Here is a 25,236-nt window from a genome sequence, read left to right on the forward strand (position 1 = left end):
TGGACTGCCGCCCCAGGCCCGTTGGCATACTGGCCCGTCTATGGCCGAACCGACACCACCGTCCCGCCGGAGCCGGCGCGATCCCGAGGAGCTGCTCCGGGCGGCTCAGGCCGGCGACCGGGCGGCGACGGGTCGCCTGCTGTCGCTGGTTGAGCGGGGCGGTGCGCCGGCCCGGGCGGTGGGACGCTTGACCTTCGCCCCGTCGGCCGCCATCGAGCGGGTGGTCGGCGTGACCGGCGCCCCGGGGGCGGGCAAGTCGACGCTCACCGACCGGCTCATCGCAGAGGTGCGGGCGACCGGCCGTCAGGTGGGGGTGCTGGCCATCGACCCCTCCTCCCCGTTCTCGGGCGGGGCGATACTCGGCGACCGGGTCCGGATGCAGGGCCACGCCACCGACGACGGGGTGTTCATCCGCTCCATGGCCACCCGAGGCCACCTCGGCGGTCTGGCCCTCGCTGCGCCAGAGGCGGTCCGGGTCCTCGGCGCGGTGGGCCTCCCCGTCGTGCTGATCGAAACGGTCGGTGTCGGCCAGGTCGAGGTGGAGATCGCCGGTAAAGCAGACACCACGATCGTGGTGGTCAACCCCGGGTGGGGCGACTCGGTGCAGGCCAACAAGGCCGGGCTGCTCGAGATCGCCGACATCTTCGTCATCAACAAAGCCGACCGGCCCGGCGCCGCCGAGACCCGCCGGGATCTCGACAACATGCTCGACCTCGACACCCACATGGGGGCGTGGCGGCCGCCGATCCTCTCCACGGTGGCCCACACCGGCGAAGGTGTCGACGAGCTGTGGGCCACCGTCGACGCCCACGTCGCCCACTTGGAGGCCACCGGCGAGCTGGCCGCCCGGCGCCGGCGGCGTCTCGAAGACGAGATGGGCGCGGTGGTGCTGCGCCTGCTCGAACGCGACGTGCGGGAGCTGGAGGGCGGCGCCCGCTGGGCCGGCGCCCTAGACGATGTGGTGGGCCGCCGGGTCGACCCCTACCAGGCCGCGATCAACCTGATCGGCAGCGTCGAGGGCACGCCACCGGCTCGTTGACCTAGCGTCGGGGCGTGGCTGACACCTTCGTCCATGTCGACCGGCGCCCCGACGGGGTGGCGGTGATCACCCTCGACCGCCCGAAGGCCAACGCGCTCTCGGTGGAGCTCTTGGCGCAGCTCGAGGCGGCCGCAGACGGCCTGGCCGCGGACCTGCCCGGAGCGGTCGTCGTGACCGGCGGTCCGAAGATCTTCGCCGCCGGCGCCGACATCGCCGGTTTCGGCGGCCCCGACGAGGCGGCGGTGTACGCCCGACAGTTCCGGGCTGCGTTCGACAAGCTGGCCGCCCTTCCCCGCGCCGTGATCGCCGCGGTCGCCGGCTACGCCCTCGGCGGCGGGTGCGAGCTGGCGCTGGCCTGCGACCTGCGGATCGCGTCGGAGAAGGCCCGCTTCGGCCAGCCGGAGATCCAGCTGGGCCTGATCCCCGGCGCCGGAGGAACCCAACGGCTGAGTCGGCTGGTCGGGGCTGGGAGGGCCAAGGAGCTGATCCTGACCGGGCGTCACGTCGACGCGGCCGAGGCTCACGCCATCGGGCTGGTGGAGCGGGTCGTCCCCGCCGGCGAGGAGCTCGACGCCGCTGTGGCCCTCGCCGCGGAGCTGGCGGCCGGCCCGCTGGTGGCCGCCGGGTACGCCAAGCGGGCGGTCGACGCCGGCCTCGACGGTCCCCTCGCCGCCGGCCTGGACCTCGAGCAGGAGCTGTTCGTAGAGGTGTTCCGGACCGAGGACGCCGCCAACGGCGTCCGTTCGTTCCTCGACAACGGTCCGGGCAAGGCCGCCTTCAAGGGCCGCTGACACCGCCGATGCTCGGCCCCGACCGGGCCGCGGGTGCCATCTCCAGGAAGGGACAGTTCAGCCGATGACCCACTTCGCTGCCGCCGTGCCCGTGGACGCCGCGCCGCGCCAGCCCGAGCGGCCGGCCCCGGGCGCCCGAGCGGCGCGCCTATCCCGGACGCTGGTGGTTTTCGCGGCGGCGGTGGTCGTCGACTTGTTCCGCCCGATCAACGCCAGCCAGCGGTTCTCGCTCTTCGGCGAGGACAGCAGCATCTTCATCCAGCAGTCCCGGGCCAACGGGATCCTCCACTCGTTCACGACGATCTACGCCGGCTACTACCACGCCGTGCCCAGGATCGCGTCGGCGATCGCGTCGGCGTTGCCTCTCAGCTGGACACCCCCGATCTTCGCGATGACCTCGGTGCTCGTCGCCGCGTTCGTCGCCGCCGTCGCCTACGAGTGCGGTCTGGGGGTGGGGCTGTCGACCCCGTCGGCCGCGGTCCTCGCCGGGACGGTGCTCCTGCTGCCCGCGTCGGGGTTCGAGATCTCCGAGTCGCTGACCTACGTCCAGTGGTACTGCGAGGCGGGCGCGGTCGTCTTCATCGTCGCCTGGGCAGCCGGGCACACGGCCCGCCCGCTGCCCGTCGCCGTCCTCCTGGCCGTCGCCACCCTGACCTCGCCGCTGATCCCGCTCACGGCGCCGGTCATCGCGGTAGTCACCTACCGGCGGCGCCGGCCGCTCGACGTGGCGGTCGTCGCAGGGGTGGGGATCGGCACCGTGCTCCAAGCCTACGGGCACTTCAAGGCTCACGACCCGACGCCGCTGCACCTCAGCCCGCGGGCCATCTTCAACCTGTTCACCGTGCGGACCGTCGACGCCTCGGCGGTCGGGCTGCGCTTCGACTACACGGTGTACCACTGGCTGGCGCTGCCGGGTGCGGCCGCGCTCGGGGCGGTCATCTTCGTCGGGTTGGCGCTGCTCGCGCTCCGGGCCCGCCCTCCGGGGGTCCGGCCGCTGATGCTGGTGTGCCTCGGGCTGTCGCTTTGGCTGCTGGCGATCGGGGTGATCCTCCGGGACCTCGGCGCCCTCCCGGACCTGGCGTTCGTCCTGAACGGCCCCGACCGGGCGTTCCCCGTCGCCAGCCGGTACTTCGGCCCTTCCGGGGTGCTCCTCGTCATGGCTGTGCTGGTCTACCTGGACTCGCCTCGCCGGCGGCCGGCTCCCCCCGACGACGGCCCGGCGCCGGCCGTCAACGGCGGCCCTGCATCGGGCGTCAACGGCATCGCGGCGACGGCCGTCAACGGCACCGCGACGGCTTCTGTCAACGGCACCGCGACGGCGCCCGTCAACGGCGGCCGGGTGGCGGCCGGGTGGCTGCGGGCGCGGCCCGTCGTGCTGGTCTATCTGGCGACCGTGCTGGTCCTCAACGTCCCGCTGTCGCTCAGCCGGGCGCCGCTCAGCGCGTGGGAGCACGACGTCGCGGCCGCCCGCTCCACCTGCGTACGGACCGGCGGGGCCAGCCGGGTGGTCGTCAGCAACGCCCCTGGACCGGTATGGAAGATCGACCTCACCTGCGAGCAGGCGTTCGGGATCCCCGACCGGCACGCTCCCGGGCAACGGGGCGGTTAGCGCCCCCGGCGAGCAGCGATGCGCCGGCGGAAAGGAGCCGCCCGCTCTAGGGCGGCCCGCTTGATCTCTATCAACCGCCGCTCCCGGTCGCTCAGCAGAAGCTGCGCCGCGGGCGCCGGCTCGGCCTCGGTGGACGCAGCAGCGGCCTCGAACGCCGCGACCTTGGCTCGGGCTCGGGCAATCCGATCGAGCCGGGTGGCGTCGTCGGCCGCCTCATCTTTCACGACGGTCAGGAAGAACTCGTAGGACCCGCGGTCGGTCGGGAAGATCTCGGCGATCGACAGATCGGTGAGCCCGAGCCGGACGATCTCGGCGAGACGCTCGAGCAGCGACGTGGGCGTGAACGTGCTGGCGTGGACATCGCGGTACTCTCCGGTCGCCAGCTGGGCCCGGCACACATCGAAGGCGAAGCGCAACGGGTCATCTGCGTCGGTGCGGGCCTGCGACGCCGGGTCGAAGCCGCCCCACAAGGCATCGGCGGAGATGTCGCCCATGAACTCGGCTTCATGATCGAAGATCTGCTGAGGCGTTGGTGTATCGATCCCGCGCAGGTACACGTCGATCAGCTGCGCCAGCCCGGTATCCCGGCGGCGGGCGTCGAAGGTGTAACGGCGGTCGGGTACCACCAGCGACAGGACGCCTCCCGGCATGAGGATGGCGGAGATGTCCTGCAACCACTGGATCGGGTTGGCCACGTGCTCGATGACGTGCGACGCGATAACGAACCCGACCGGTGACCAGTCCCCGAGCACTTCGGCCAACGTGCGGCCCGGCTGCCAGATGTAGTCGACGTCGACCAGCCGGTCAGCGAACGGCTCGGCGTCGCGGTTGCCCCGGTACTTCTCCCGCAGCTCGGCCTTGCTCGCGTGGTCGAGGTAGCGGACGTCGGCTTCGTGCTTGGTGAGGCGCGGGTTGTGGAGCGGCCCGATCTCCAAGCCTCGGCTGGTCGCCAGGTCTATGCCCCAAAGCAGCCGCTCCCGGATGCCGGGATTGGTCGGGGCGCCGCTCGGGTCCACAAGCGTGAGGCTAGCGGCGGTTCAGGCCCAGGCCACGCACCCCATCTCGGCCGCGAAAGCCAGGTCGCGGTGGGCGGGCACCACGCGGACGGTGTAGCCGTGGCGCCCGGCGGCGTCGCAGGTGAACGACCCGGTGTAACGGGCGGTGCCGGCGCCTTTCGCGGGACGCTCCAGGGTCATGTGCACCACCTCGGTGCTGGCCATCTCGTCGCCGCCGACCACCGGCCCGTGCAGGAGCTGCAGCGCGACGTCGCCCTCCTCGAGGGCGCCCAGGTCGACGTCCGCGGTCACGTAACGGACCTCGCCGAGGTCCACCTGGCCGCTCGTCTCGCCGTCGACGGCGACGATGCGCACGTCCGGCCACGCCGAAGCCACCCGCTGCTTCCACACCGCGAGGGCGCGCGCCCGCTGGTGCTGCCCGGCGCCGAGCGCCACGCTGCGGGCGGCGATGGGCTCGTACATCTCGCTCACGTAGTCCTTCACCATCCTGGTGGCAAGGACCTTGGGGCCCAGCCCGCGAAGCGACGCCCGCATGCGCGCCACCCACTGCCGCGGGAAGCGGCCGCCGCCATGGTCGTAGAAGGCGGGGATCACCTGCGTCTCGAGAATCTCGAAGAGGCTGTTGGCCTCTACCTGATCGCGCTGGTCCAAGTCGTCGATGGCCTCGGCCGAAGCGATGGCCCACCCGTTGTCACCGTCGTACATTTCGTCCCACCAGCCGTCGAGGACCGAGCAGTTGAGGGCGCCGTTGAGCGCGGCCTTCTCGCCGCTAGTCCCGCTGGCCTCCTGCGGCCGGCGGGGCGTGTTCAGCCACACGTCGCTGCCTTGCACCAGCATGCGGGCGACGGAGATGTCGTAGTCCTCGATGAAGGTGATGCGGTGGCGGACCTCCGGGTCTCGCGAGAACTGCAGGATCCGGCTGATCATCTCCTTGCCGACGTCGTCGGCCGGGTGGGCCTTGCCGGCGAAGACCAGCTGCAGGGGGCGGGACTCGTCGAGCAGCAGCGCCTTCAGGCGGTCGGGCTGGGACAACAGCAGGGTGGCCCGCTTGTAGGCGGCGAAGCGGCGGGCGAAGCCGACGACTAGGAAGCGGGGATCGAGGACGTCCTCCGCCCACATGGCGTCTGAGGCCGGCACGCCGTGCTGCAGCAACGACTGGTGCAGGCGGTCCCGCACGAAGGTGACCAGCGCCTCCCTGCCCTGCTCGCGGACCCGCCACAGCTCGTCGTCGCGGGCGTCGTCGATGCGGGACCACTCGTCGGGGCCGGCCTCGTCCCAGGCCGGTGAGACGTACTTCGACAGCAGGTCGCCCATCTCGGAGGACACCCACGTGCGGCCGTGCACGCCGTTGGTGACCGACCCGATCGGCACCTCGTCTACCGGCACCGGCGGCCACAACGACTGGAACATCCTGCGGCTGGTGTCGCCGTGCAGGCGGGCCACGCCGTTGGACATCCCGGCCAGGCGAAGCCCCATCACCGCCATGTTGAACGGAGCGTCGGGGGCCTCCCCCGGGAAGTGCCCGAGCTGCATGAGGGTGTCGATGTCGATCCCGCACTGCTCGGCCCACCCGGTGAAGTAGCGCTCCATGAGCTCCCGGCTGAAGCGGTCGATGCCCGCCGGCACCGGGGTGTGGGTCGTGAAGATGGTCCCCGACCGCACCGCCTCGATCGACTCCGCCCAGCTGAGACCGTCTTCGGTGATCAGCTTGCGGATCCGCTCCAAACCGAGGAAGCCGGCGTGACCCTCGTTGGTGTGAAACACCTGGGTGGCGGCGCCGACCGCGTCGAGGGCGCGCACGCCGCCGATACCGAGGAGGATCTCCTGACGGATCCGGTGCTCGGTGCCGCCGCCGTACAACCGGTCGGTGACGCCTCGCAGCTCGTCGGTGTTGGCGTCGACGTCGGCGTCGAGCAGGTACAGCTTCACCCGCCCGACCTGCGCCAACCAGACCTGAGCCTCCAGTGCGGACCCTCCCAGGTCGACCGACACCTTCGCGTCGTCCACCAGGGTCAGGGCCATGCTGTGCGGGTCGAGAACCGGGTAGCGCTCCTCCTGCCAGCCGTCGGCGTTGAGCGCCTGGCGGAAGTAGCCCATGCGGTACATGAGACCGATGCCGGTGAGCGGGACACCCAGGCTGCTGGCGGCTTTCAGGTGGTCGCCGGCCAGGACGCCCAGACCGCCCGAGTACTGCGGGATGGCCTCGGCGATACCGAACTCCGGCGAGAAGTACGCCACCGCCGACAGCGGCCCGGCCGGGCGGTTCTGAAACCAGCGCGGCGCCTCCAGATACCGGCGCAGGTCGTCGTGCATCTCACCGAGGAACCCCATGAACGCCGGGTCGGCAGCCAACTGCTCGAGGCGCCGGCGCCCGACCAGGCTGAGGAGGCGGACCGGGTCGTGGAAGCTCAGCTCCCAGATCTCCGGGTCGACCCACCGGAAAAGGTCCCTGGTCCGCTCGTCCCACGACCAGCGCAGGTTGACGGCCAGCTCCTGCAGGGGGGCCAGCGGCTCAGGGAGGCGGGCCCGGACTGTGAAGCTGCGCAGCGCCTTCATGTGGAAGGAAGCTACGGGACATCCGGTCCGGGTGCCAGCGGGGGTGTGTGAACACGACGTGACGGCCGCCTCCCGACGGCGGCCCCTTCGCCCACCCGCAGAGAAGCTCGTAGCGTGGAGCGGGTGACGGGACGTGTTGTGATCGACGATGTCCGGCCTTCGACGCCCGCCGGCTACCCGGCCAAGGCGGTGGTCGGCGAGGCGGTACCGGTGCGAGCGGTGATCTTCAAGGAAGGCCACGACGTGCTGGCCGCCCGGGTGTCGCTGTACTCCGCCGGCCGCAAGGAGCCCGAGGTGGTCGCACCGCTCGTGGCCCTCGGCAACGACGAGTGGGCCGCGACGGTCGTGCCCTCGGCGCTCGGGAGGCACGCGGTGGTGGTCGAGGCGTGGACCGACCGGCACGCTACGTGGGCCCACAAGGCGACGGTCAAGCTGGAGGCCGGCCAGGAGGTGGACGTCGAGATCGCCGAGGGCCTGGCCCTGCTCGACGCGGCGGCGCCCGGACCGGCCGTCGACGCGGCCCGGCGAGCCCTGAGCGACCCCGGCCTGCCCCCCGCGGCGCGTCTCGAAGCGGCGCTCGGCGCCGACGTGGCGGCCGCCCTCGCCGACCCGCGGCGGGTGGCCGCGGACCTCACCGCGGCGGCGCCCAAGCCGCTGTGGGTGGACCGGGAGCGGGCCCTGGTCGGGGCGTGGTACGAGCTGTTCCCCCGCAGCTACGGCGGGTTCAAAGGGGCCGCGGAACGGGTGCCGGCGCTGGCCGAAATGGGCTTCGACGTGCTGTACCTGCCGCCGATCCATCCGATCGGCACCAGCCACCGCAAGGGGCCCAACAACACGCTTCACGCCGGTCCCGACGATCCGGGCTCCCCGTGGGCGATCGGTTCGGCCGACGGGGGGCATCTGGCGATCCACCCGGACCTGGGCGACGCCGGCGACTTTGCGCACCTCCTCTCCGTCCTCGCCGAGCACGGCATGGAGGTGGCCCTCGACTACGCCCTGCAGTGCAGCCCCGATCATCCTTGGGTCCGTGAGCACCCCGAATGGTTCCACCAGCGCCCCGACGGGTCCATCGCCTACGCCGAGAACCCCCCCAAGAAGTACCAGGACATCTACCCCCTCAACTTCTGGCCGGCCGACGACGCCGACCGGGCGGCGCTGTGGTCGGCGTGCAAGGACGTGCTCGAGCACTGGATCGAGGCCGGCGTGCGGATCTTCCGGGTCGACAACCCCCACACCAAGCCGATCGCGTTCTGGGAGTGGGTGATCCCCGAGGTGCAAGCGCAGCACCCAGACGTCGTGTTCCTGGCCGAGGCGTTCACCCGGCCCCACGTGATGGCCAAGCTGGCGGAGGTCGGGTTCAGCCAGAGCTACACGTACTTCACGTGGCGCACCGAGCGCGACGGCGAGGAAGGCCTGTGGGCCTACATGGAAGAACTGGCCCACGGGCCGAAAGCCGACTACATGCGCCCGAGCTTTTGGCCCAACACCCCCGACATCCTCGCCGGCCCGCTGCGCGACGGGCCGCCCAGCGCCTTCGCCCTGCGCTACGTGCTGGCGGCCACGCTGACCCCCTCCTACGGCGTGTACAGCGGCTTCGAGCTCTACGAGAACCAACCGGCGTCCCCGGTCAACGAGGAGTACCTGGACTCGGAGAAGTACCAGCTGCGGGTACGGGACTTCGACCGGGAGGGCACGCTGGCGCCGCTCATGGGTGCGGTCAACGCCATCCGCCGCCGGCACCCGGCGCTGGCCCGGCTGCGCAGCACCATCCTCATCCCGAGCGACAACCCGAATGTCTTCGCCTACGCGAAGGTAAGCGACGACGGTGCCGATGTCGTCCTCTGCGCGGTGACCCTCGACCCCTACAACCCGCAGGAGACCACCTTGCACCTCGACTTGGACCGCCTGGGTCTGCCGACCGACCGCCCGTTCTACGTACGAGACGAGCTCTCCGGCGAGCTGTTCCTCTGGACCGGCGCCGAGCCCTACGTCCGGCTCGACCCGGCGACCAGGGTCGCCCACATCCTCGATCTTCGCGTCGACCCCGTCGCCGGCTCCGCCGCCCCCGCCGCGGTGACAGCCGCCGGCACGGGGGTATAGGACAGCGGTGTCTATCACTGGTGAGTCGGACCCGCGGTGGTTCCAAAAGGCGGTCTTCTACGAGGTTCTGGTCCGGGGCTTTTTCGACTGCAACGACGACGGTACCGGTGACCTGAAGGGGATCACCGCCAAGCTGGACTACCTCGAGTGGCTCGGCGTCGACTGCCTGTGGCTGCTGCCCTTCTACCAGTCGCCGTTGCGCGACGGCGGCTACGACATCAGCGACTTCTGGACGATCCTCCCCGAGTACGGCGACCTGGGCGACGCGGTGGAGCTGATCGAGGAGGCCCACCGCCGAGGCATCCGGATCATCGCCGACCTGGTCATGAACCACACCAGCGACCAGCACCCGTGGTTCCTCGAGTCGCGCCAGGACCGCACCAACCCCAAAGCCGACTGGTACGTGTGGGGCGACGACGACACCCGCTACCCCGAAGCCCGGATCATCTTCGTCGACACCGAGAAGTCCAACTGGACCCTCGACCAGCAGCGAGGCCAGTACTACTGGCACCGGTTCTTCTCCCACCAGCCCGACCTCAACTACGACAATCCCGAGGTCGCCGACGCCATGCTCGACGTCTGCCGCTACTGGCTCGACATCGGCCTCGACGGGTTCCGCCTCGACGCCGTGCCGTACCTCTTCGAGCGCGACGGGACCAACGGCGAGAACCTGCCCGAGACCCACGAGTACCTGAAGCGCCTCCGCAAAGAAGTGGATTCGGTGTATCCGGGTCGGGTCCTCCTCGCCGAAGCCAACCAATGGCCCGAAGACGTCGTCGCCTATTTCGGCGAGAACGGCGACGAGTGCAACATGTGCTTCCACTTCCCGGTCATGCCCCGCATGTTCATGGCGGTGCGGCGCGAGCAGCGTCACCCGATCACCGAGATCCTCTCCCGCACCCCCGACATCCCCGACGGCGCCCAGTGGGGGATTTTCCTGCGCAACCACGACGAGCTGACCCTCGAGATGGTCACCGACGAGGAGCGGGACTACATGTGGGAGGAGTACGCGAAGGACCCGCGCATGAAGCGCAACATCGGGATCGGCCGCCGGCTGGCCCCCCTCGTCGACAACGACCGCCGTGTCGGCGAGCTGCTCCACGCCATGCTCTTCAGCTTCCCGGGGTCGCCGATCCTCTACTACGGCGACGAGATCGGGATGGGCGACAACATCTACCTCGGTGACCGAGACGGCGTCCGCACGCCGATGCAGTGGTCCCCGGACCGCAACGCCGGTTTTTCCAAGGCCGACTTCGCCCAGCTGTACCTGCCACCGCTCATGGACCCGGTGTACGGCTACCAGTCGGTCAACGTCGAGGCGCAGATGCGGAACCCCTCCTCGCAGCTGCACTGGATGAAACGGATGCTCGAGGTCCGCCGCCAGCACCCCGTATTCGGGACCGGGACCTTCGAGGTGGTCTCCACCGAGAACCCGTCGGTGCTGGCCTACGTCCGGGCGCTGGCTCCGACCTCCACCGAGGAGGACGCGCTCGACGCGCAGGGCCAGCAGCAGTCGACCGACACCGTGCTTTGCGTGTGCAACCTGTCGCGTTTCGCGCAGCCCGCCGAGCTGCCGCTGCAACGCTGGGAAGGCAAGGTCCCCATCGAGCTGCTCGGCCGGGTCAGCTTCCCCCGCATCGGGGAGCTGCCGTACTTCGTGACCCTCGCGCCCTACAGCTTCTACTGGTTCGAGCTGAGCGACCAATGAGCGACAACCGCCTCCCCGACGACCGCCTCCCCGACGACCGGACCCCCGACAGCGGGCTGCTCGGGGACAAAGCAGCGACGGCCCTGGCCGGCACCACCCCGCTCCCCGCCGGCCTGCGCCGGCTGGTCGGGCCCTACCTCGGCCGGCAGCGGTGGTTCGCCGGCAGCGGCGAGCCGGGGTCACTCGACGTGGTCGACTCCCGCCTGCTGCCCTCCGACGTCGCCCAAGCCAGCCTCTGGTGGGCGGTGGTCGAGGCCGAAGGGGTCCGCTACCAGCTTCTCATCGGGCAGCGCCCCGACGGCGAGCCGGCAGAGTTCCTCTCCGGGCGGGAAGGCTCCGTGCTCGGCTCCGACGACGGCTCGTACTTCTACGACGCCGCCCTCGACCCGGAGCTGAGCCTCGGTCTGCTGGCCATGATCAGCGACGGGGCGCACACCGCCGAGCGGGTCCGGCCGATCACCGCCGAGCAGTCCAACACCTCGCTGGTCTACGACGACCGGATCATCCTCAAAGTGTTCCGGCGCCTGATGGACGGGCCCAACCCCGACGTCGAGGTCACCGTCGCCTTGGCCTCCAACGGCTTCGAGCACGTCGCCCACCCAGTAGCGGCGTGGCGGGGCAGTGTCGGATCTTCCGACGCGCCCGTCGACTTGATGTTCGCCCAGGAGTTCCTGGCCGGCGCATCCGAGGGGTGGGCGCTGGCGCTGACCTCGCTGCGGGACTTCTACAGCGCCGTGGTCGACGACCCCGCCGAGAGCGGCGGCGACTTCGCCAGCGAAGCCGGGCGGTTGGGGCGGGTCACGGCCCGGATGCACCTCTCGCTGGCCGACATCTACGGGGTGGACCACTCGACGCTGGCCGCGGACGGCTGGGCCCGGCTGCTCGACGACGTCGAGCGTCGCCTGGCGCCGGTGCTCGACGCCGGGGCGCCGGCGCTGGCGGAGCGCGCCGGGGCGGTCCTCGCCCGCCTGCGGGCGGTGCGCGACCCGGGACCGGCGATCCGGGTGCACGGCGACTACCACCTGGGGCAGGTGATGCGAACCGATACCGGGTGGTACGTGCTCGACTTCGAGGGCGAGCCGGCCCGGGCGCTCGACGACCGCCAGCGGGCGTCGTCGCCGCTCAAGGACGTGACCGGCATGGTCAGGTCGTTGCAGTACGCGGCCCGTTTCGTCCTCCGGGAACGCACCGACAGCGAGTTGGACCGGCTCCAGGTCCGGGCCGACGCGTGGGAGGTGCACAACCGGGAGGCGTTCCTCCTCGGCTACCACTCCACCCCCGACATCGACGGGGTGCTCCCCGACGGGGAGGTCATCGACGCCGTGGCCGCCGCCTACGAGCTGGACAAAGCCCTCTACGAGGTCGACTACGAGCGGGCCTACCGGCCTGACTGGGTGGACATCCCGACCGACGCGGTGGCCCGGATCGTGGGACGGCTGTCGAGCTGAGCGCCTGCGGTGCCGGCCGGCGAACCGCTGGTCGCGCCCGGCGGCGACTGCCCACCATCCTTCGGGGGTAGGACACGCCCATGGCGACGTCCAGCGCAGGCTCAAGCCCGACCACCGCCACCGATGCCCGCCCGGGCCCGGTGGCCGCCGACGGCATCGACCCCGCGGAGCTGGAGCAGGTGGTCGCCGGCCGCCACACCGACCCGCACCGGATCCTCGGCCGTCACGGCGGAGTGGTGCGGGCCTACCGGCCGGAGGCCACGGCGATGCGCCTGGTCGCCGGCGGCGGGGAGGCGGTACCGATGACGAGGATCCACCCGGCGGGTGTCTTCGAAGGCCGACTCGACGACCGCGCCGAGCAGTACCGCCTCGAGGCCGACTACGGCACCGAGCAGGCCAGCTCCACTTTCGCCTTCGACGACCCGTACCGTTCGTGGCCGACGCTCGGCGACCTCGACCTTCACCTCTTCGGCGAAGGTCGCCACCGGCGGTTGTGGGAGGTGCTCGGCGCGCACCCCCGCGTCCACGACGGCATGGCCGGCGTGTCATTCGCGGTGTGGGCCCCCAACGCCCAAGCCGTGCGGGTGGTGGGCGACTGGAACTTCTGGGACGGCCGGGTGCACCCGATGCGTTCCCTCGGTTCGTCTGGGGTGTGGGAGCTGTTCATCCCCGGCGTGGCCGCCGGGAGCCGCTACAAGTACGAGGTCATCGGCGCCGACGGGCGCACGGTGCTCAAGGCCGACCCGATGGCGAGGGCCACCGAGGTGCCGCCGGCCACCGCCAGCATCGTCGCCCATCCCGCCCGCCACGAGTGGCGCGACGACTCGTGGATCGACCAGCGGGCCCGCACCGACCTGCTCGGCCGGCCGATGTCGGTCTACGAGCTGCACCTCGGCTCGTGGCTGCACACCTCCGACGGGGCCGGCGGCGGCCGGCCGCTCACCTACCTGGAGCTGGCCGAGCAGCTACCGGCCTACGTGGCCGAGCTCGGGTTCACCCACGTGGAGCTGATGCCGGTCGCCGAGCACCCGTTCTCGGGATCATGGGGATACCAAGTGTCGGCGTACTACGCCCCGACGTCGCGCTACGGCTCCCCCGACGACTTCCGGGCGCTGGTCGACGCCCTGCACCAAGCGGGGATCGGCGTGATCGTCGACTGGGTCCCGGCGCACTTCCCGAGGGACGAGTTCGCGTTGGCTCGCTTCGACGGGACCGCCCTCTACGAGCACGCCGACCCCCGCAAGGGGTCCCAGCCCGACTGGGGCACCCTCGTGTTTAACTTCGGGCGCAACGAGGTCCGCAACTTCCTCGTAGCCAACGCCTTGTACTGGATCGAGGAGTTCCACATCGACGCACTGCGCGTCGACGCGGTGGCTTCGATGCTCTACCTCGACTACTCCCGCAAAGCCGGGGAGTGGGTCCCCAACGAGTTCGGCGGACGGGAGAACCTCGAAGCGGTGGCCTTCCTCCGCGAGGCCAACGAGGCGGTGTTCGGCACCTACCCGGGCGCGACGATGATCGCCGAGGAGTCGACGGCGTGGCCTTCGGTCTCGCGTCCCACCTATCTCGGCGGCCTGGGCTTCGGCTTCAAGTGGAACATGGGCTGGATGCACGACACCCTCGAGTACTTCTCGCAGGACCCCCTGTTCCGGCGCTACCACCACAACGAGCTGACCTTCGGGCTGGTGTACGCGTGGACCGAGAACTTCGTGCTGCCCCTGTCTCACGACGAGGTCGTCCACGGCAAGGGGTCGCTGCTCGCCAAGATGCCCGGCGACCGCTGGCAGCAGCTCGCCAACCTGCGGGCGTTGTACGCCTGGATGTGGGCCCACCCGGGCAAGCAGATGCTGTTCATGGGAGCGGAGCTGGGCCAGGAACGGGAGTGGAACCACGACCGGGACCTGGACTGGTGGCTGCTCGAACGTCCCGAGCACCGCGGCCTCAAGGCGATGGTCGGCGACCTAAACGCCCTCTACCGGGCCTACCCGGCCATGTGGGAAGCCGACTTCACCGCCGACGGCTTCGCCTGGATCGACGCCAGCGACGTCGAGCGCTCGGTCCTCTCGTTCATGCGCCGCCGGCCGCCGGCCTCCGACGGCACCGGCGCTCCGCCGGCGTGGCCGGCGCCTCCCGCCCCGGCCGACGACGTCGTGGTATGCGTCGCCAACCTCACCCCAGTGCCTCAGGAGGCGTACCGGATCGGGTTGCCGAGGGCGGGGCGATGGCAGGAGATCCTCAACACCGACGCCGCCGAATGGGGAGGCAGCGGCCTCGGCAACGGCGGCTGGGTGCACGCCGAGGACCGGGCGTGGCACGGCCAGCCGGCGTCGGCGGCGTTCGTGCTGCCGCCCCTCGCGGTGCTCTGGTTGACGCCGGACGCGGAGTGACCGTTTGCCCGACCCCGACCAGTGTTTGATGCGTAGCGTCGCCTAACCTTCGCTCTTGGTGGCTCAGCACAAGCAGCACGCAGCACGGCGGGGAGCGTCGCCTTGGCTGGTCGGCGGGGTAGCGGCCCTGGCCGTCATCGTGGTCGGGGCGCTGGTGTTGGTGATCACCAACTCCGGCGGCTCGCCACCCCCGAGCGCGTCGGCGCCCAAGACCACCACCACCGACGCCGCCCAACGCCAGGCCAGCGAGGAGCAAGCCCGCGCCCAGCTGGCGGCCAAGCTGGCCTCTGCGGTCACCGTCAGCCCCGCCGCGGGCGCGACCGCCGTCGTCCCGAGCAGCCCGGTGACTGTCACCACCACCGAGGGTCAGCTCTCCAACGTCATCGTGTCGAGCGCCGCGGGCGCCGCCGTCGCCGGGACGATGGCTGCAGGCTCTCAGCAGTGGACTAGCAGCGCGCCGCTGGCGGTCGCCACCACCTACACCGTCACCGGCGAGGTGGCCGGCACCGACGGGATCACCGCCCCGTTCCACTCGTCGTTCACCACCCTCACCCCGACCGAGACGGTGACCAACACCCTCTTTCCCCTCGACGGCGACGTCGTCGGCGTCGGCCAGCCGGTGGTCGTGCGGTTCAACCACCCCATCTCCACCGCGGCCGAGCAGGCGTCGGTGCTGTTGCATCTGACCGTCGCCGAATCGCAGCCGGTGCCCGGTGGATGGCACTGGTTCAGCGAATACGAGCTGCACTTCCGGCCCGAGGCGTACTGGCCGACCGGCGAGAAGATCTCGGTGACCAGCGACCTCAACGGCTGGGACGCCGGCGCCGGGCGATGGGGGGCCGGCCACGTAAACGTCAAGTTCTCGATCGGCGACGCCCACATCTCCGTCGCCCACCTCGACACCCACGTCATGACGGTGAGCGACAACGGCAACGTGGTCGCCACCTACCCGATCAGCGCCGGCTCCACGGTGTACCCGACCATGAACGGCATCCACATCGCCATGGACAAGGAGAGCGTGGTCCACATGGTGTCGTCGACGGTGGGGATCCCCGTCAACTCGCCGGCCGGCTACGACGAGATGGTCTACAGCGACGTGCACATCTCCGACAGCGGGGAGTACGTCCACGCTGCGCCGTGGTCGGTGAACGCCCAGGGAAACACCAACGTGTCCCACGGGTGCATCAACTTGGCGCCGGCCAACGCGGCCGCTTTTATGGCCTTCAGCCAGATCGGCGACATCATCCAGGTCGTCGGCGGCCCCCGCCCTCCGGTCTACGGGGATCACGGCGTGATGGACTGGGACACCGCGTGGAGCCAGTTCACCCCCGCCACCGTCGCCCAGCTCTGAGCGCTCCCCGACAGCGCCGAAGCGGGTCAGCCCCGGGGCGTCACGCCGGGGCGGCCACCCAGGCTCGCAGCTCGTCGGCGGCCTGCTCGGGGGGGACCACGTTGATGAGCACCCCCGACCCCAGCTCGAAGCCGCCTCGGGTCGTGACCTTGGGCACGACGTGGACGTGCCAGTGGTAGTCACCGCTCACCCGGTAGGGCGCCGAGTGGAACATGATGTTGTAGGCCGCGTCGCCCAAGTTGGCTCGCAGCACTGACAGCGCCAGCTTCACCGACCGGCCGACCGCGGCCAGGTCGTCGTCGGACGCCCGGTACAGGTGCGGGCCGTGCTGGCGGGGGATCAGCAGCATCTCGTAAGGGGTGCCGCTCCAAAACGGGGTCAACGCCACCACCCGGTCGTCGGCGTGGATGATCCGGTGTTCGGCTTCCTCCTCGGCGTCGATGGCCGCGCACAGCAGGCAGTTGCCCTGGAAACGAGCGAAACCGGCCATCTCGCTGGCGGTCTCGCCGGGCACGAACGGCATCGACATCAGCTGCCCGTGCGGGTGGCTGAGCGACGCGCCGGCCTCGCGACCGGAGTTGACCACGGCCTGGCTGTAGCGCAGGCCGGGGATGGCGGCGTGCTCGGCCATCCGGTCGCGCAGCGCGGCCATGACCAAAGCGGCGTGGGCGTCGGATAGATCGGCCCAGCTGGAGTCGTGGTCGGGGGTGAGGACGAACACCTCGTGGATCCCGCTGGCGGGCGCCTGCGTGAAGATCGGCCCCAGGTGGGTCACCACCATCGGCTCCGCCCCGCTGAAGGCCGGGTAACGATTGGGCACCACCCGCACCTGCCAAGCGCCGCCAGGCCCGTAGCTCTCTAGCGCCGGAGGGCCGATGTCCTCGTGGCCCGGACAGAACGGGCAGGCCCGCCCGGGGTCGCCCTCCACCGGCAGGCGCCGGCTGACGAACGCCGAGGGCCGTTCGGCCCTCTCGCCGGCGATGATCACCCACCGGCCGGTAAGGGGATCGAGGCGGAGTTGGCTCACTGTTCGGCTCGCGGGGGCTGGCTCATCGGGGGGTTACCGGGACGACCGGTGACACGAGGGCACAGACCGACGGTAGCGCTCCGCCGGGCGGCGCGGCGCGCACCGAGTCGCCGGGCGCGTCGCGGGCCGCTTTGGCGCCGCGGGACCGACCTCGCGGAGGCGCCGGTAGCCTGGCGTCATGTCCGCCTCCGGCGCCCAGGCCCTGGCTCCCCGCGACGCGCCGGCGAGGGTCGTGTACCTGGATCACGCCGCCACCACGCCGGTCCGGCCCGAGGCCAGGGACGCCATGCTCCCTTGGCTGACCGGGCGCTTCGGGAACCCGTCGGGATCCCATCCCGTCGCCCGCGCCGCCCGGACGGCGGTCGACGACGCCCGCGACACCGTCGCCGGTCTGCTCGGCGTCGCGCCGGCGGGCATCGTGTTCACAAGCGGCGGCACCGAGGCCGACAACCTGGCGGTCGGGGGCGCGCTGCGGGCCCGGCCCGGCGCGGTGGTGACCACCGGCGCCGAGCACCACGCGGTCCTCCACGCGGCCAAGGGGTTCGCCACCGACGTGCGCACCGTCGGGCTCGACGGGGACGGCATGGTGGACATGGAACGGCTGGCCGCGGTGCTCGACGACGACGTGCGGGTCGTGTCGGTGATGCTCGTGAACAACGAGATCGGCACCGTCCAACCACTCGACCGGGTGGCCGCGCTGGTCCGCCGCCGGGCGCCGCACGCGGTGCTGCACACCGACGCGGTGCAGGCCGCGGCGTGGCTTGACCTGCGGACCGCGGCCGCCGACGCCGACCTGATCAGCATCAGCGCCCACAAGTTCGGCGGCCCGCAAGGCGTCGGGGCCCTCGCGGTCCGAGGCGGCGCCGAGGTAGCCCCGATCGTCTTCGGGGGCGGCCAGGAGCGCGAACGGAGATCGGGGACCCACAACGTGGCCGGGATCGCAGGCATGGCCGCCGCGCTGGTCGCCGCGGACGCGTCGCGCGTCGAGGAGACCGCCCGCGTCGCCGCGCATCGCGACCGCCTGGCCGACGGGCTTATCGCCGAGATCAGCGACGCCCGGGAGACCGGCCGCCGGGCCGCGAAGGTGGCCGGCAACTGCCATCTCCGCTTCCCCGGCGTCGAGTCCGAGGCGCTTTTGGTCCTCCTCGACGAGGAAGGGGTGTGCGCGTCGGCGGGCTCCGCGTGCGCCAGCGGCGCCCTCGAACCGAGCCACGTGCTGCTGGCCATGGGCCTCGTCCCGGCGGACGCCGCCAGCAGCATCCGCTTCTCCCTCGGGTGGACCACCACCGCCGCGGACATCGACGCCGCGCTGCGGGTCGTCCCGCCGGCAGTGGCCCGGCTGCGGGCAGGGCGCTGACATGCGGGTCCTGGTCGCGATGTCCGGCGGCGTCGACTCGTCGGTGGCCGCCGCGCTGCTCATCGAAGCCGGCCACAAGGTGACGGGGGTGACCATGAAGCTGTGGGGCGGCCCGTCCGACTCCGGGTGCTGCTCGGTCGCTGATGTCGACGACGCCGCCCGCGTGGCCCAGCAGCTCGGCATCTCCCACCACGTCGCCAACTTCAGCGCCGAATTCGACCGTGACGTGGTCGACCCCTACGTCGCGGCGCACGCCGCAGGGCGGACCCCCAACCCGTGCGTCGCCTGCAACCGTCACCTCAAGTTCGACCGTCTGCTGCGCCGCGCGGAGCAGATGGGCTTCGACGCGGTGGCCACCGGTCACTACGCCAAGATCGAACGGTCAGCCCCCGACGGCGACGGCTGGGTCCTGCGACGCGGCGCCGACCCGGCCAAGGACCAGTCCTACGTCCTGCACATGCTCGGCCAGCGGGAGCTGTCCCGGGTCCTCCTGCCGGTGGGGCACCTCCCAAAGGCGGAGGTCCGGGCCCGCGCCGGCGAGCTCGGGCTGCGCACCGCGGCCAAGCCCGACAGCCAGGACGTGTGCTTCATCTCCCGTTCCGGAGGCAGGGAGGCGTTCCTCGGCGCTCGCATCCCGCTCCGGCCGGGCCGGGTCGTCGACGGGGAAGGTCACCCGGTCGGGACGGTACCGGCGGTGGAGCTGGTCACGGTCGGGCAGCGCCGAGGTCTGGGCCACACGACCGGGCCGCCGACGCGCGCCGACCGGCGGTACGCGCTGGGCGTGGACGTCGCCGCCGCCACGGTGACAGTCGGCTCCCTCGAGGACCTGATGACCAGCACCGTGGAGGTCACCGGCGTCACGTGGTGCGGGGCGCGACCCGCGCCGGGATCACCCGTCGAGGTGCAAAGCAGCGCGCACGGCGCGCCGGTAGGCGCGGTGTGGGACGGGGTGGCGACGCTGGCCATGAGCGCCCCGGTCCGGCTGGTGGCCCCCGGGCAGAGCGTGGTCCTCTACGACCGGGACCGGGTCCTCGGGGGCGGCATCGCGACCTGACGGCGGGCCGGCTTCACCGGCGGGACCTCCGGCGCCGGGAGGAGGTGCAACGCCAGGCGGGGGCACGACGCCACCGCCCGCTCAGCCTCGCGCAGCAAGCCGGGGGGGACCGGGTCGCCGCTGATGATCGGGTACCCCCACGGGTCCAGGCTGATCATCTCCGGCAGCAGCTCCGCGCACACGCCGTGGCCGTCGCAGGCGACGGGGTCCACGACGATCACCTGGGGCGCCAGGCGGGTCACCGGAACCTCGACGCGCTCGCCATGCCGGCCGGCCGCGGCGGGCCCGGCCGGGGCGAAGGCCGCCGCCGGCCGTCGTCGCCGGTGGGCAGCCACGCCGCGGCGCCCGCCTCGGGGCAGGGGCCGCGCTCTTGGTGCTGGCGGACCTCGTCGGCGAAAACCCGAAGCGCGCTTCGCACCAGGCGGGCCGCCCCGTCGGGATGGCGGCAGGCGCCGCGGCCTTCGACCAGGTCGCACAGCTGCTCGATGCGCCGCCCGGCGTCACCGACCACCCGCGGACCGAACGCCAGCGCCTCGAGCTCGTAGGCCAACCCGGTCAGGCCACGCACGCACGGGCCGCACTGGTCGGCTTTCTCCCCGTCGAGGTAGCGGACCAGGCGAGCGGTCTCGGCCAGCGGGCAGCGGTCGTGGGGGAGCAGGGCGACGATGCCCGCCCCGAGGGTGGCGCCAGCCGCTCTGGCCGCCTCCTCGCTCACGGGGAGGGTGTTGGCGGAGTCGGGATCGAGCCAGGTCCCTCCGTAACCGCCGAGCAGCACACCCCGGCAGCGCCGCCGGTCGATGCTCCCGACCGCAGCGCCGAGCGCAACCCCCTTCTGGGTCTCGACCACCGTCGGGCGCCCGTCGGTGCCGGTAACGGTTAGCAGCACGGTCCCGGGGGCGTCGGGACGGCCGGCCTGGCGGTACCAGTCGGGGCCGAACCGGGCGATGAGCGCTACGTGGGCCAGCGTCTCGACGTTGTGCAGCAGCGTCGGGGCGCCGTCCACGCCGCGGCGCCAGACCGGCTCTAGACGGGCGGAGGTCGGCAGGCCGCCCCGGCCGTTCAAGAAGCTGACCGCCGCGGTCTCCTGGCCGGAGATGAACCGGTCGGGGGCGATCGCCAACTCGATGGGCATCCCGTCGATACGCGCTCGGCGCCGGGCCTCGATGGCCTCCCGCAGCCTGGCCCGGCGCCGGGACGGGACGAAGGCGATGACTCGGCCGGCGCCGACCGCTTCGGCCGCGGCCACCGCCCCGTCCAGGACCAGGTGGGGGAGTCGTTCGAGGAGCAGGGCGTCCTTGGCGCTGACCGGCTCGCCCTCCGCCCCGTTGGCCACGACCACCGCCCGCCGGCCGGCGCCGGCGACCGCCCGCCACTTGGTCGCTGCCGGGAACCAGGCGCCGCCGTGGCCTCTCAGGCCGGCGTCGCCGACCGCGTCGATGAGCCGTCCGGGGTCCGCCGCGGGCAGCGCCCCCCACAGGTCCAGGTGGCCCGCGAGGTCGATGCTCGCCCCGTCGGGACCGAGACCCCGCAGCAGCCGGGGCAGCACGGCGCTCATCGGCCGGCCGCCGGGGTGACAGCCGTCGGGGTCGCGGCGGCCAGCGCCGCGACGGTGGACGGCGCCGCTGGAGCGGCCCGGCGGGCCCACCCGGCGCGCAGCGGGCCGGCGGCGGCGAACACGACGATGGCCAGGACCGCGAGGATGGCGCCGACGGCTCCCGCGGCGCGGACGTTCGGTTGCAGGTCGCGCCGGCGGACCACCCACGCCAGCGACGCCGCCAACACCGCGGCCCCGCAGACCACGTCGATGAAAGTGACCAGATGGTTGCGGGCGTCGGTGCCGGTGCCGAGCGAGTGGACCATCGCGATCGGCCAGCACAGGTACGCCATCCAGTGCACCCCTCGCCACGCCGCGAACCCGATCCGGTGCCGCAGCCCGCTGGTGACGAGCAGCGCGAGGAACAGGTCGAAGGCCACCGCGCCGAGACCGACGTACACGGTCCGGTATGGGGAGTGGAACGGGACGACCGCGTCGATCAGCCCGACCGGGACGTATCCGTCCCAGATGGTGGTCAACACGTGGACCGCGATCAGCGCGACGCACAGCAGCGACAGGTTGCGGTGCAGGTCCTGGGACACAAAACGCGGCCATCTCGTCGTCGTCAGGCCCGCCGCGGCGGTGATGCCGAGCACCAGGGTGCCGGTGAGCAGGACCAGCGCCACGATGCCCGTCGCCCGGGTCGCCGCCCACATGGGGCTGACCGGCGTCGTGGCCGCCACCGCGCTCAGCACGGCGTCGCCTGCCGGGGGGCGTCGGCTCGGGGCCACGCGTCGGTGACCGCGACCTGCCCGTCGTGGCCGACCAGGCGGGCCGGCACGTCGAGGCTTTCCAGCCAGGTCAGGGCTCCGCTCCCCTTCACGATGGCGGCCGTGGACGCCGCGTTGGCCTGGAGGCAGTCCGCGGCGACGACGGTCGCGGAGCGCCACGGACCGTCGGCCGGGCGTCCCGTCGCCGGGTCGATGATGTGGTGGGCGTCGCGGTCGCCGATCCGCCATTGCCTGGCGGTGGTGCTCGAGGTGGCGACCCCGCCGGTACGCAGCGCGATGCGGTCGGGGGCGTCAGCCCACCACTGTTCGGCTATGCCGACGCTCCAACCTTCGTCGGGGACCGGCCCGGCCACCGAGATGTCGCCGCCGAGCGACACCAGCGTCGGCAGGCCGGACGCGTCGGCGACGGCTCGGGCGCAGCGGTCGGCGGTGACCGCCTTGGCCGTGGCGCCCAGGTCGACGGCCGTCCCGGGCGGGCGGGTGACGGTGAGGGCGTCGGGGTCCAAGCGCAGCGAAGCCCAGCCCGGGGAAGCGACCGGCGAGATCCTCCCCGGCCGGACGGCGGGTACCGAAGCGAAGTCCCGGTCGTAGCCGGCCGCCACCACCGCCCGGCCGACGGTGGGGTCGGCGGCGCCGTGAGTAGCTTCCGCGGCCCAGAGGGCCGCGGCGATCAGATCGAAGAGCCCGGCGCTGACCGCCACCGTGGGCTGCGGTGACCGGTTGAGGGCGGTCAGTTCAGAGTCGTCGCGAAACCGCGACGCCAGGAGGTCGACGCGCTCCAGCTCCCGGTGCAAGATGACGGTCAGCTCGGGCCGGATCGGGTCTTCGCCGGCGACGGCGAGCACGCATCCGGTGCCGATGGCCTGGCACTCGTAGCGAGCGACGGCCAAGAGGGCGGGCCTCATCGGAGGTCAGCTGCCTCCTGAGGTGGCAACCGGGGCCTGGTAGGTGATCTGCGGCGCCTGGGTGGTCGGGGTGATCGTCGCCGGGGTGGTCGCCGGCGCGGTGGCCGGGCTGGCGTCCGAGGAGCCGGTGGTCGGGCTGGTGCCCGAAGACGCCGGCGCGGTGGCGGGCGACGCCGCGGCCGGGCTGGCCGAGGTCACCTTGCGGCCGGCGGTGTGGGTGGAGTGGGTGAAGACCACGCCGAGCACGCCGGCGCCTGCTACCGAGAGCACCCCGAGGGTCTTGGTGGCGTTGGTGACCCGGCGGCTCGCCTGTTCCCGGAGGCGCTGGCGGGCCAGGCGATCTGAGGATGACGGGGGGATCATGGGTGTGAAGGTACGGGGCCGATCTGAAGATTCGGTGAAGCGGCGCCCAAGGTTTGCGCGCCGCTGGCCGGGGCGGCCCGGTAGCCCCGCCGGGAGGCCCTCCCGGCGGGATCGTCGCAGCCGGCGGGTAGGGTCCGGCTGATGCCGTCTGGAATGTCGCCTGGCGCCGATCCCGCGGCGCGCGTCGATGCGCTCAGGGAGCTGATCGAGCACCACTCCCGCCGCTACTACCTCGACGACGCGCCGGAGATCACCGACGCCGAGTTCGATGCTCTGCTCGACGAGCTGGCCGGGCTGGAGGCCGCCCACCCGGAGCTGGTCCGGCCCGACTCCCCGACCCAACGCGTCGGCGGGGCGGTGTCAGCCCTCTTCACGCCGGTCACTCACCGCCAGCCGATGATGTCGCTGGACAAGACGACCAGCTACGAGGAGCTGCAGGCGTGGGGGAAGCGAATGGAGCGCTACATCAGCGGCGAGGTCCGCTTCACCTGCGAGCTGAAGATCGACGGCTTGGCCATGAACCTGCTCTACGAGGGCGGCCGGCTGACGAAGGCCGCGACCCGCGGCGACGGGCTGGTCGGCGAGGACGTGACCGCCAACGTCGAGACCATCCGGGCCGTTCCTCGCACGCTGGGGCCGGGCGCGCCGGACCTGGTCGAGGTCCGCGGCGAGATCTACATGAGCACGACGGCGTTCGACGCGCTCAACGACCGCCAGACCGCCGCCGGGGAGCGGACCTTCATCAACCCCCGCAACGCCGCGGCCGGTTCGCTGCGGCAGAAGGACCCGGCGGTGACCGCCTCGCGGGACCTGTCGTTTTGGTCCTACCAGATGGGGGCGATCGAGGGCGGACCTCGTTTCACCAGGCACTGGGAGACGCTGGAGTGGCTGCGCGACGCCGGCTTCCCGGTCAACCCGGAGATCCGGTTGCTCGACGGCCTGGAAGCCGTGGACGAGTACTGCCGGCACTGGCTTGAGCACCGCCACGAGCTCGACTACGAGATCGACGGCACGGTGGTCAAAGTCGACGACCTGGCCCAGCGGGGGGAGCTGGGGGCGACGTCCAAGGCGCCCCGGTGGGCGATCGCGTACAAGTTCCCGCCGGAGGAGCGGACCACCCTCCTGCGCGACATCATGGTGTCGATCGGCCGCACCGGCAAGGCCACACCGTTCGCGATGCTCGAGCCGGTAGTGGTCGGCGGGGCCACCGTCTCCTTGGCCACGCTGCACAACCAGGACCAGGTGGCCGCCAAAGACGTCCGTCCCGGTGACACCGTCGTGGTCCGCCGGGCCGGCGACGTGATCCCCGAGGTGCGCGGCGCGGTGCTGGCCGCCCGCCCCGAGGGCCTGGCGCCGTGGGTGTTCCCCTCGACGTGCCCGGCGTGCGGGCAGCCGCTGGTACGCCTGGAGGGGGAGAGCGACACGTTCTGCGTGAACGTCGACTGCCCAGGCCAGCAGGTGCAGCGCATCTCGCACTTCGCTTCGCGAGGGGCGATGGACATCGAGCACCTGGGCGAGCGCACCGTCCGGGCGTTCGTCGAGGCCGGGCTGCTGACCGACGTGGCGGACATCTACACCCTCGACTACGACCGGGTGGCGACCTTCGAGGGTTGGGGGCCGACGTCGGTCGACAACCTGCGCCGGGCCGTCGACGCGTCGCGGGACCGGCCGCTCGCCAACCTGCTCGTCGGGCTGTCGATCCGCCACCTGGGGACCACGGGCAGCCGGGCCCTGGCCCGGGCCATGGGCCACATGGATCGCATCCTCGCCGCCTCGACCGACGAGATGGCGCAGGTGGAGGGGGTGGGGCCGGTCATCGCGGCCAGCGTCCACCAGTTCTTCGCTCTGCAGCGCAACCGCGACGTCGTCGAACGGCTGCGGGCCGCCGGCGTCAACATGCAAGGCCCCGAGGCGCCGGCGCTGCCGCAGCTCCTCGCCGGCAAGTCGGTGGTCGTCACCGGCACCCTCGCCGGGTGGACCCGCGAGGAGGCGGAGGAGGCCATCAAGGGCCGGGGCGGCAAGGCTCCCGGCAGCGTGTCGAAGAAGACGACCGCGGTGGTGCTCGGCGCCGAGCCGGGGGCGGCCAAGCTGGCCAAAGCCAATGAGCTCGGGGTCCCGGTGCTCGACGAGGCCGGCTTCGCCGCCCTGCTCGAGACCGGCGAGGTCCCCTCAGCCAGCCAGGACCCGGGCCCGGGCTGAC

General features: G+C 72.1%; 19 protein-coding genes. 11 read left to right on the forward strand and 8 right to left on the reverse strand.

From position 1 onward, the window contains the following. The first annotated feature begins 40 nt into the window (after positions 1–40). The 3 genes from meaB to K6U06_RS19185 all read left to right on the forward strand — a co-directional run bounded on the left by meaB (position 41) and on the right by K6U06_RS19185 (position 3,439). Positions 41–1,039, forward strand: a complete 999-nt coding sequence (gene meaB / locus K6U06_RS19175) for a methylmalonyl Co-A mutase-associated GTPase MeaB (RefSeq protein WP_262323578.1) — start codon at positions 41–43, stop codon at positions 1,037–1,039. 14 nt (positions 1,040–1,053) lie between these two features. Then, positions 1,054–1,830 (forward strand): enoyl-CoA hydratase/isomerase family protein, encoded by a 777-nt coding sequence (locus tag K6U06_RS19180; protein WP_262323579.1) that lies wholly within the window; start codon positions 1,054–1,056, stop codon positions 1,828–1,830. 64 nt (positions 1,831–1,894) lie between these two features. After that, a complete protein-coding gene (locus K6U06_RS19185; RefSeq protein WP_262323580.1) occupies positions 1,895–3,439 on the forward strand; it encodes a hypothetical protein in 1,545 nt (514 codons plus the stop codon). Here K6U06_RS19185 and K6U06_RS19190 read toward each other — a convergent pair. Next, positions 3,436–4,455, reverse strand: coding sequence for a class I SAM-dependent methyltransferase (locus K6U06_RS19190; RefSeq protein WP_262323581.1), 1,020 nt, complete (start codon positions 4,453–4,455; stop codon positions 3,436–3,438). The two genes, K6U06_RS19185 and K6U06_RS19190, sit on opposite strands and share 4 nt — an antisense overlap. Positions 4,456–4,476: 21 nt before the next feature. After that, positions 4,477–7,011: an alpha-glucan family phosphorylase gene (gene glgP / locus K6U06_RS19195; RefSeq protein ID WP_262323582.1), complete on the reverse strand. Its 2,535-nt coding sequence runs from the start codon at positions 7,009–7,011 to the stop codon at positions 4,477–4,479. Positions 7,012–7,134: 123 nt separating this feature from the next. Here glgP and K6U06_RS19200 point away from each other — a divergent pair, with 123 nt between their 5' ends. The 5 genes from K6U06_RS19200 to K6U06_RS19220 all read left to right on the forward strand — a co-directional run bounded on the left by K6U06_RS19200 (position 7,135) and on the right by K6U06_RS19220 (position 16,005). Next, on the forward strand, positions 7,135–9,111 hold the full coding sequence (locus K6U06_RS19200; RefSeq protein WP_262323583.1) for an alpha-1,4-glucan--maltose-1-phosphate maltosyltransferase: 1,977 nt from the start codon (positions 7,135–7,137) through the stop codon (positions 9,109–9,111). Positions 9,112–9,118: 7 nt separating this feature from the next. After that, the gene (treS, locus tag K6U06_RS19205; RefSeq protein ID WP_262323584.1) at positions 9,119–10,819 is read left to right on the forward strand and encodes a maltose alpha-D-glucosyltransferase; all 1,701 of its coding nucleotides are present in this window, start codon (positions 9,119–9,121) and stop codon (positions 10,817–10,819) included. Continuing rightward, the gene (locus tag K6U06_RS19210) at positions 10,816–12,267 is read left to right on the forward strand and encodes a phosphotransferase (RefSeq protein WP_262323585.1); all 1,452 of its coding nucleotides are present in this window, start codon (positions 10,816–10,818) and stop codon (positions 12,265–12,267) included. Before treS ends, K6U06_RS19210 begins: the two co-directional genes overlap by 4 nt. An 80-nt stretch (positions 12,268–12,347) precedes the next feature. Beyond that, positions 12,348–14,654 (forward strand): 1,4-alpha-glucan branching protein GlgB, encoded by a 2,307-nt coding sequence (glgB, locus tag K6U06_RS19215; RefSeq protein ID WP_262323586.1) that lies wholly within the window; start codon positions 12,348–12,350, stop codon positions 14,652–14,654. Positions 14,655–14,712: 58 nt separating this feature from the next. After that, complete coding sequence (locus K6U06_RS19220) at positions 14,713–16,005, forward strand: Ig-like domain-containing protein (protein WP_262323587.1); 1,293 nt, start codon at positions 14,713–14,715, stop codon at positions 16,003–16,005. A 40-nt stretch (positions 16,006–16,045) separates the two neighbouring features. Here K6U06_RS19220 and K6U06_RS19225 read toward each other — a convergent pair whose 3' ends face one another. Then, entirely contained in the window at positions 16,046–17,032 is a 987-nt protein-coding gene (locus K6U06_RS19225) for an HIT domain-containing protein (protein WP_262323588.1), read from the reverse strand. A 178-nt stretch (positions 17,033–17,210) separates the two neighbouring features. On the opposite strand from K6U06_RS19225, the gene K6U06_RS19230 reads away from it, so the two are divergent. Further along, positions 17,211–18,389 carry a cysteine desulfurase family protein gene (locus K6U06_RS19230; protein ID WP_262323589.1) on the forward strand — a complete coding sequence of 393 codons (1,179 nt, stop codon included), beginning with the start codon at positions 17,211–17,213 and terminating at the stop codon, positions 18,387–18,389. Between the two features lies 1 nt (position 18,390). Beyond that, a complete protein-coding gene (gene mnmA / locus K6U06_RS19235; RefSeq protein WP_262323590.1) occupies positions 18,391–19,443 on the forward strand; it encodes a tRNA 2-thiouridine(34) synthase MnmA in 1,053 nt (350 codons plus the stop codon). Here mnmA and K6U06_RS19240 read toward each other — a convergent pair. The 5 genes from K6U06_RS19240 to K6U06_RS19260 are packed head-to-tail and all read right to left on the reverse strand — an operon-like array spanning position 19,401 to position 23,036. Further along, positions 19,401–19,685: a ferredoxin gene (locus tag K6U06_RS19240; protein WP_262323591.1), complete on the reverse strand. Its 285-nt coding sequence runs from the start codon at positions 19,683–19,685 to the stop codon at positions 19,401–19,403. The two genes, mnmA and K6U06_RS19240, sit on opposite strands and share 43 nt — an antisense overlap. Then, the gene (locus tag K6U06_RS19245) at positions 19,682–20,998 is read right to left on the reverse strand and encodes an NADH-ubiquinone oxidoreductase-F iron-sulfur binding region domain-containing protein (RefSeq protein WP_262323592.1); all 1,317 of its coding nucleotides are present in this window, start codon (positions 20,996–20,998) and stop codon (positions 19,682–19,684) included. The genes K6U06_RS19240 and K6U06_RS19245 overlap by 4 nt, the downstream gene beginning before the upstream one ends. Further along, positions 20,995–21,732 carry a ferric reductase-like transmembrane domain-containing protein gene (locus K6U06_RS19250; protein WP_262323593.1) on the reverse strand — a complete coding sequence of 246 codons (738 nt, stop codon included), beginning with the start codon at positions 21,730–21,732 and terminating at the stop codon, positions 20,995–20,997. The genes K6U06_RS19245 and K6U06_RS19250 overlap by 4 nt, the downstream gene beginning before the upstream one ends. Then, entirely contained in the window at positions 21,726–22,673 is a 948-nt protein-coding gene (locus K6U06_RS19255; RefSeq protein ID WP_262323594.1) for an FAD:protein FMN transferase, read from the reverse strand. The genes K6U06_RS19250 and K6U06_RS19255 overlap by 7 nt, the downstream gene beginning before the upstream one ends. A 6-nt stretch (positions 22,674–22,679) precedes the next feature. Beyond that, positions 22,680–23,036 carry a hypothetical protein gene (locus tag K6U06_RS19260; RefSeq protein WP_262323595.1) on the reverse strand — a complete coding sequence of 119 codons (357 nt, stop codon included), beginning with the start codon at positions 23,034–23,036 and terminating at the stop codon, positions 22,680–22,682. A gap of 141 nt (positions 23,037–23,177) precedes the next feature. Here K6U06_RS19260 and ligA point away from each other — a divergent pair, with 141 nt between their 5' ends. Then, positions 23,178–25,235: an NAD-dependent DNA ligase LigA gene (gene ligA, locus K6U06_RS19265; protein ID WP_262323596.1), complete on the forward strand. Its 2,058-nt coding sequence runs from the start codon at positions 23,178–23,180 to the stop codon at positions 25,233–25,235. The last annotated feature ends 1 nt before the right edge of the window (position 25,236 follow it).

Source organism: Acidiferrimicrobium sp. IK (assembly GCF_025499425.1).
GTDB lineage: Bacteria > Actinomycetota > Acidimicrobiia > Acidimicrobiales > Palsa-688 > Acidiferrimicrobium.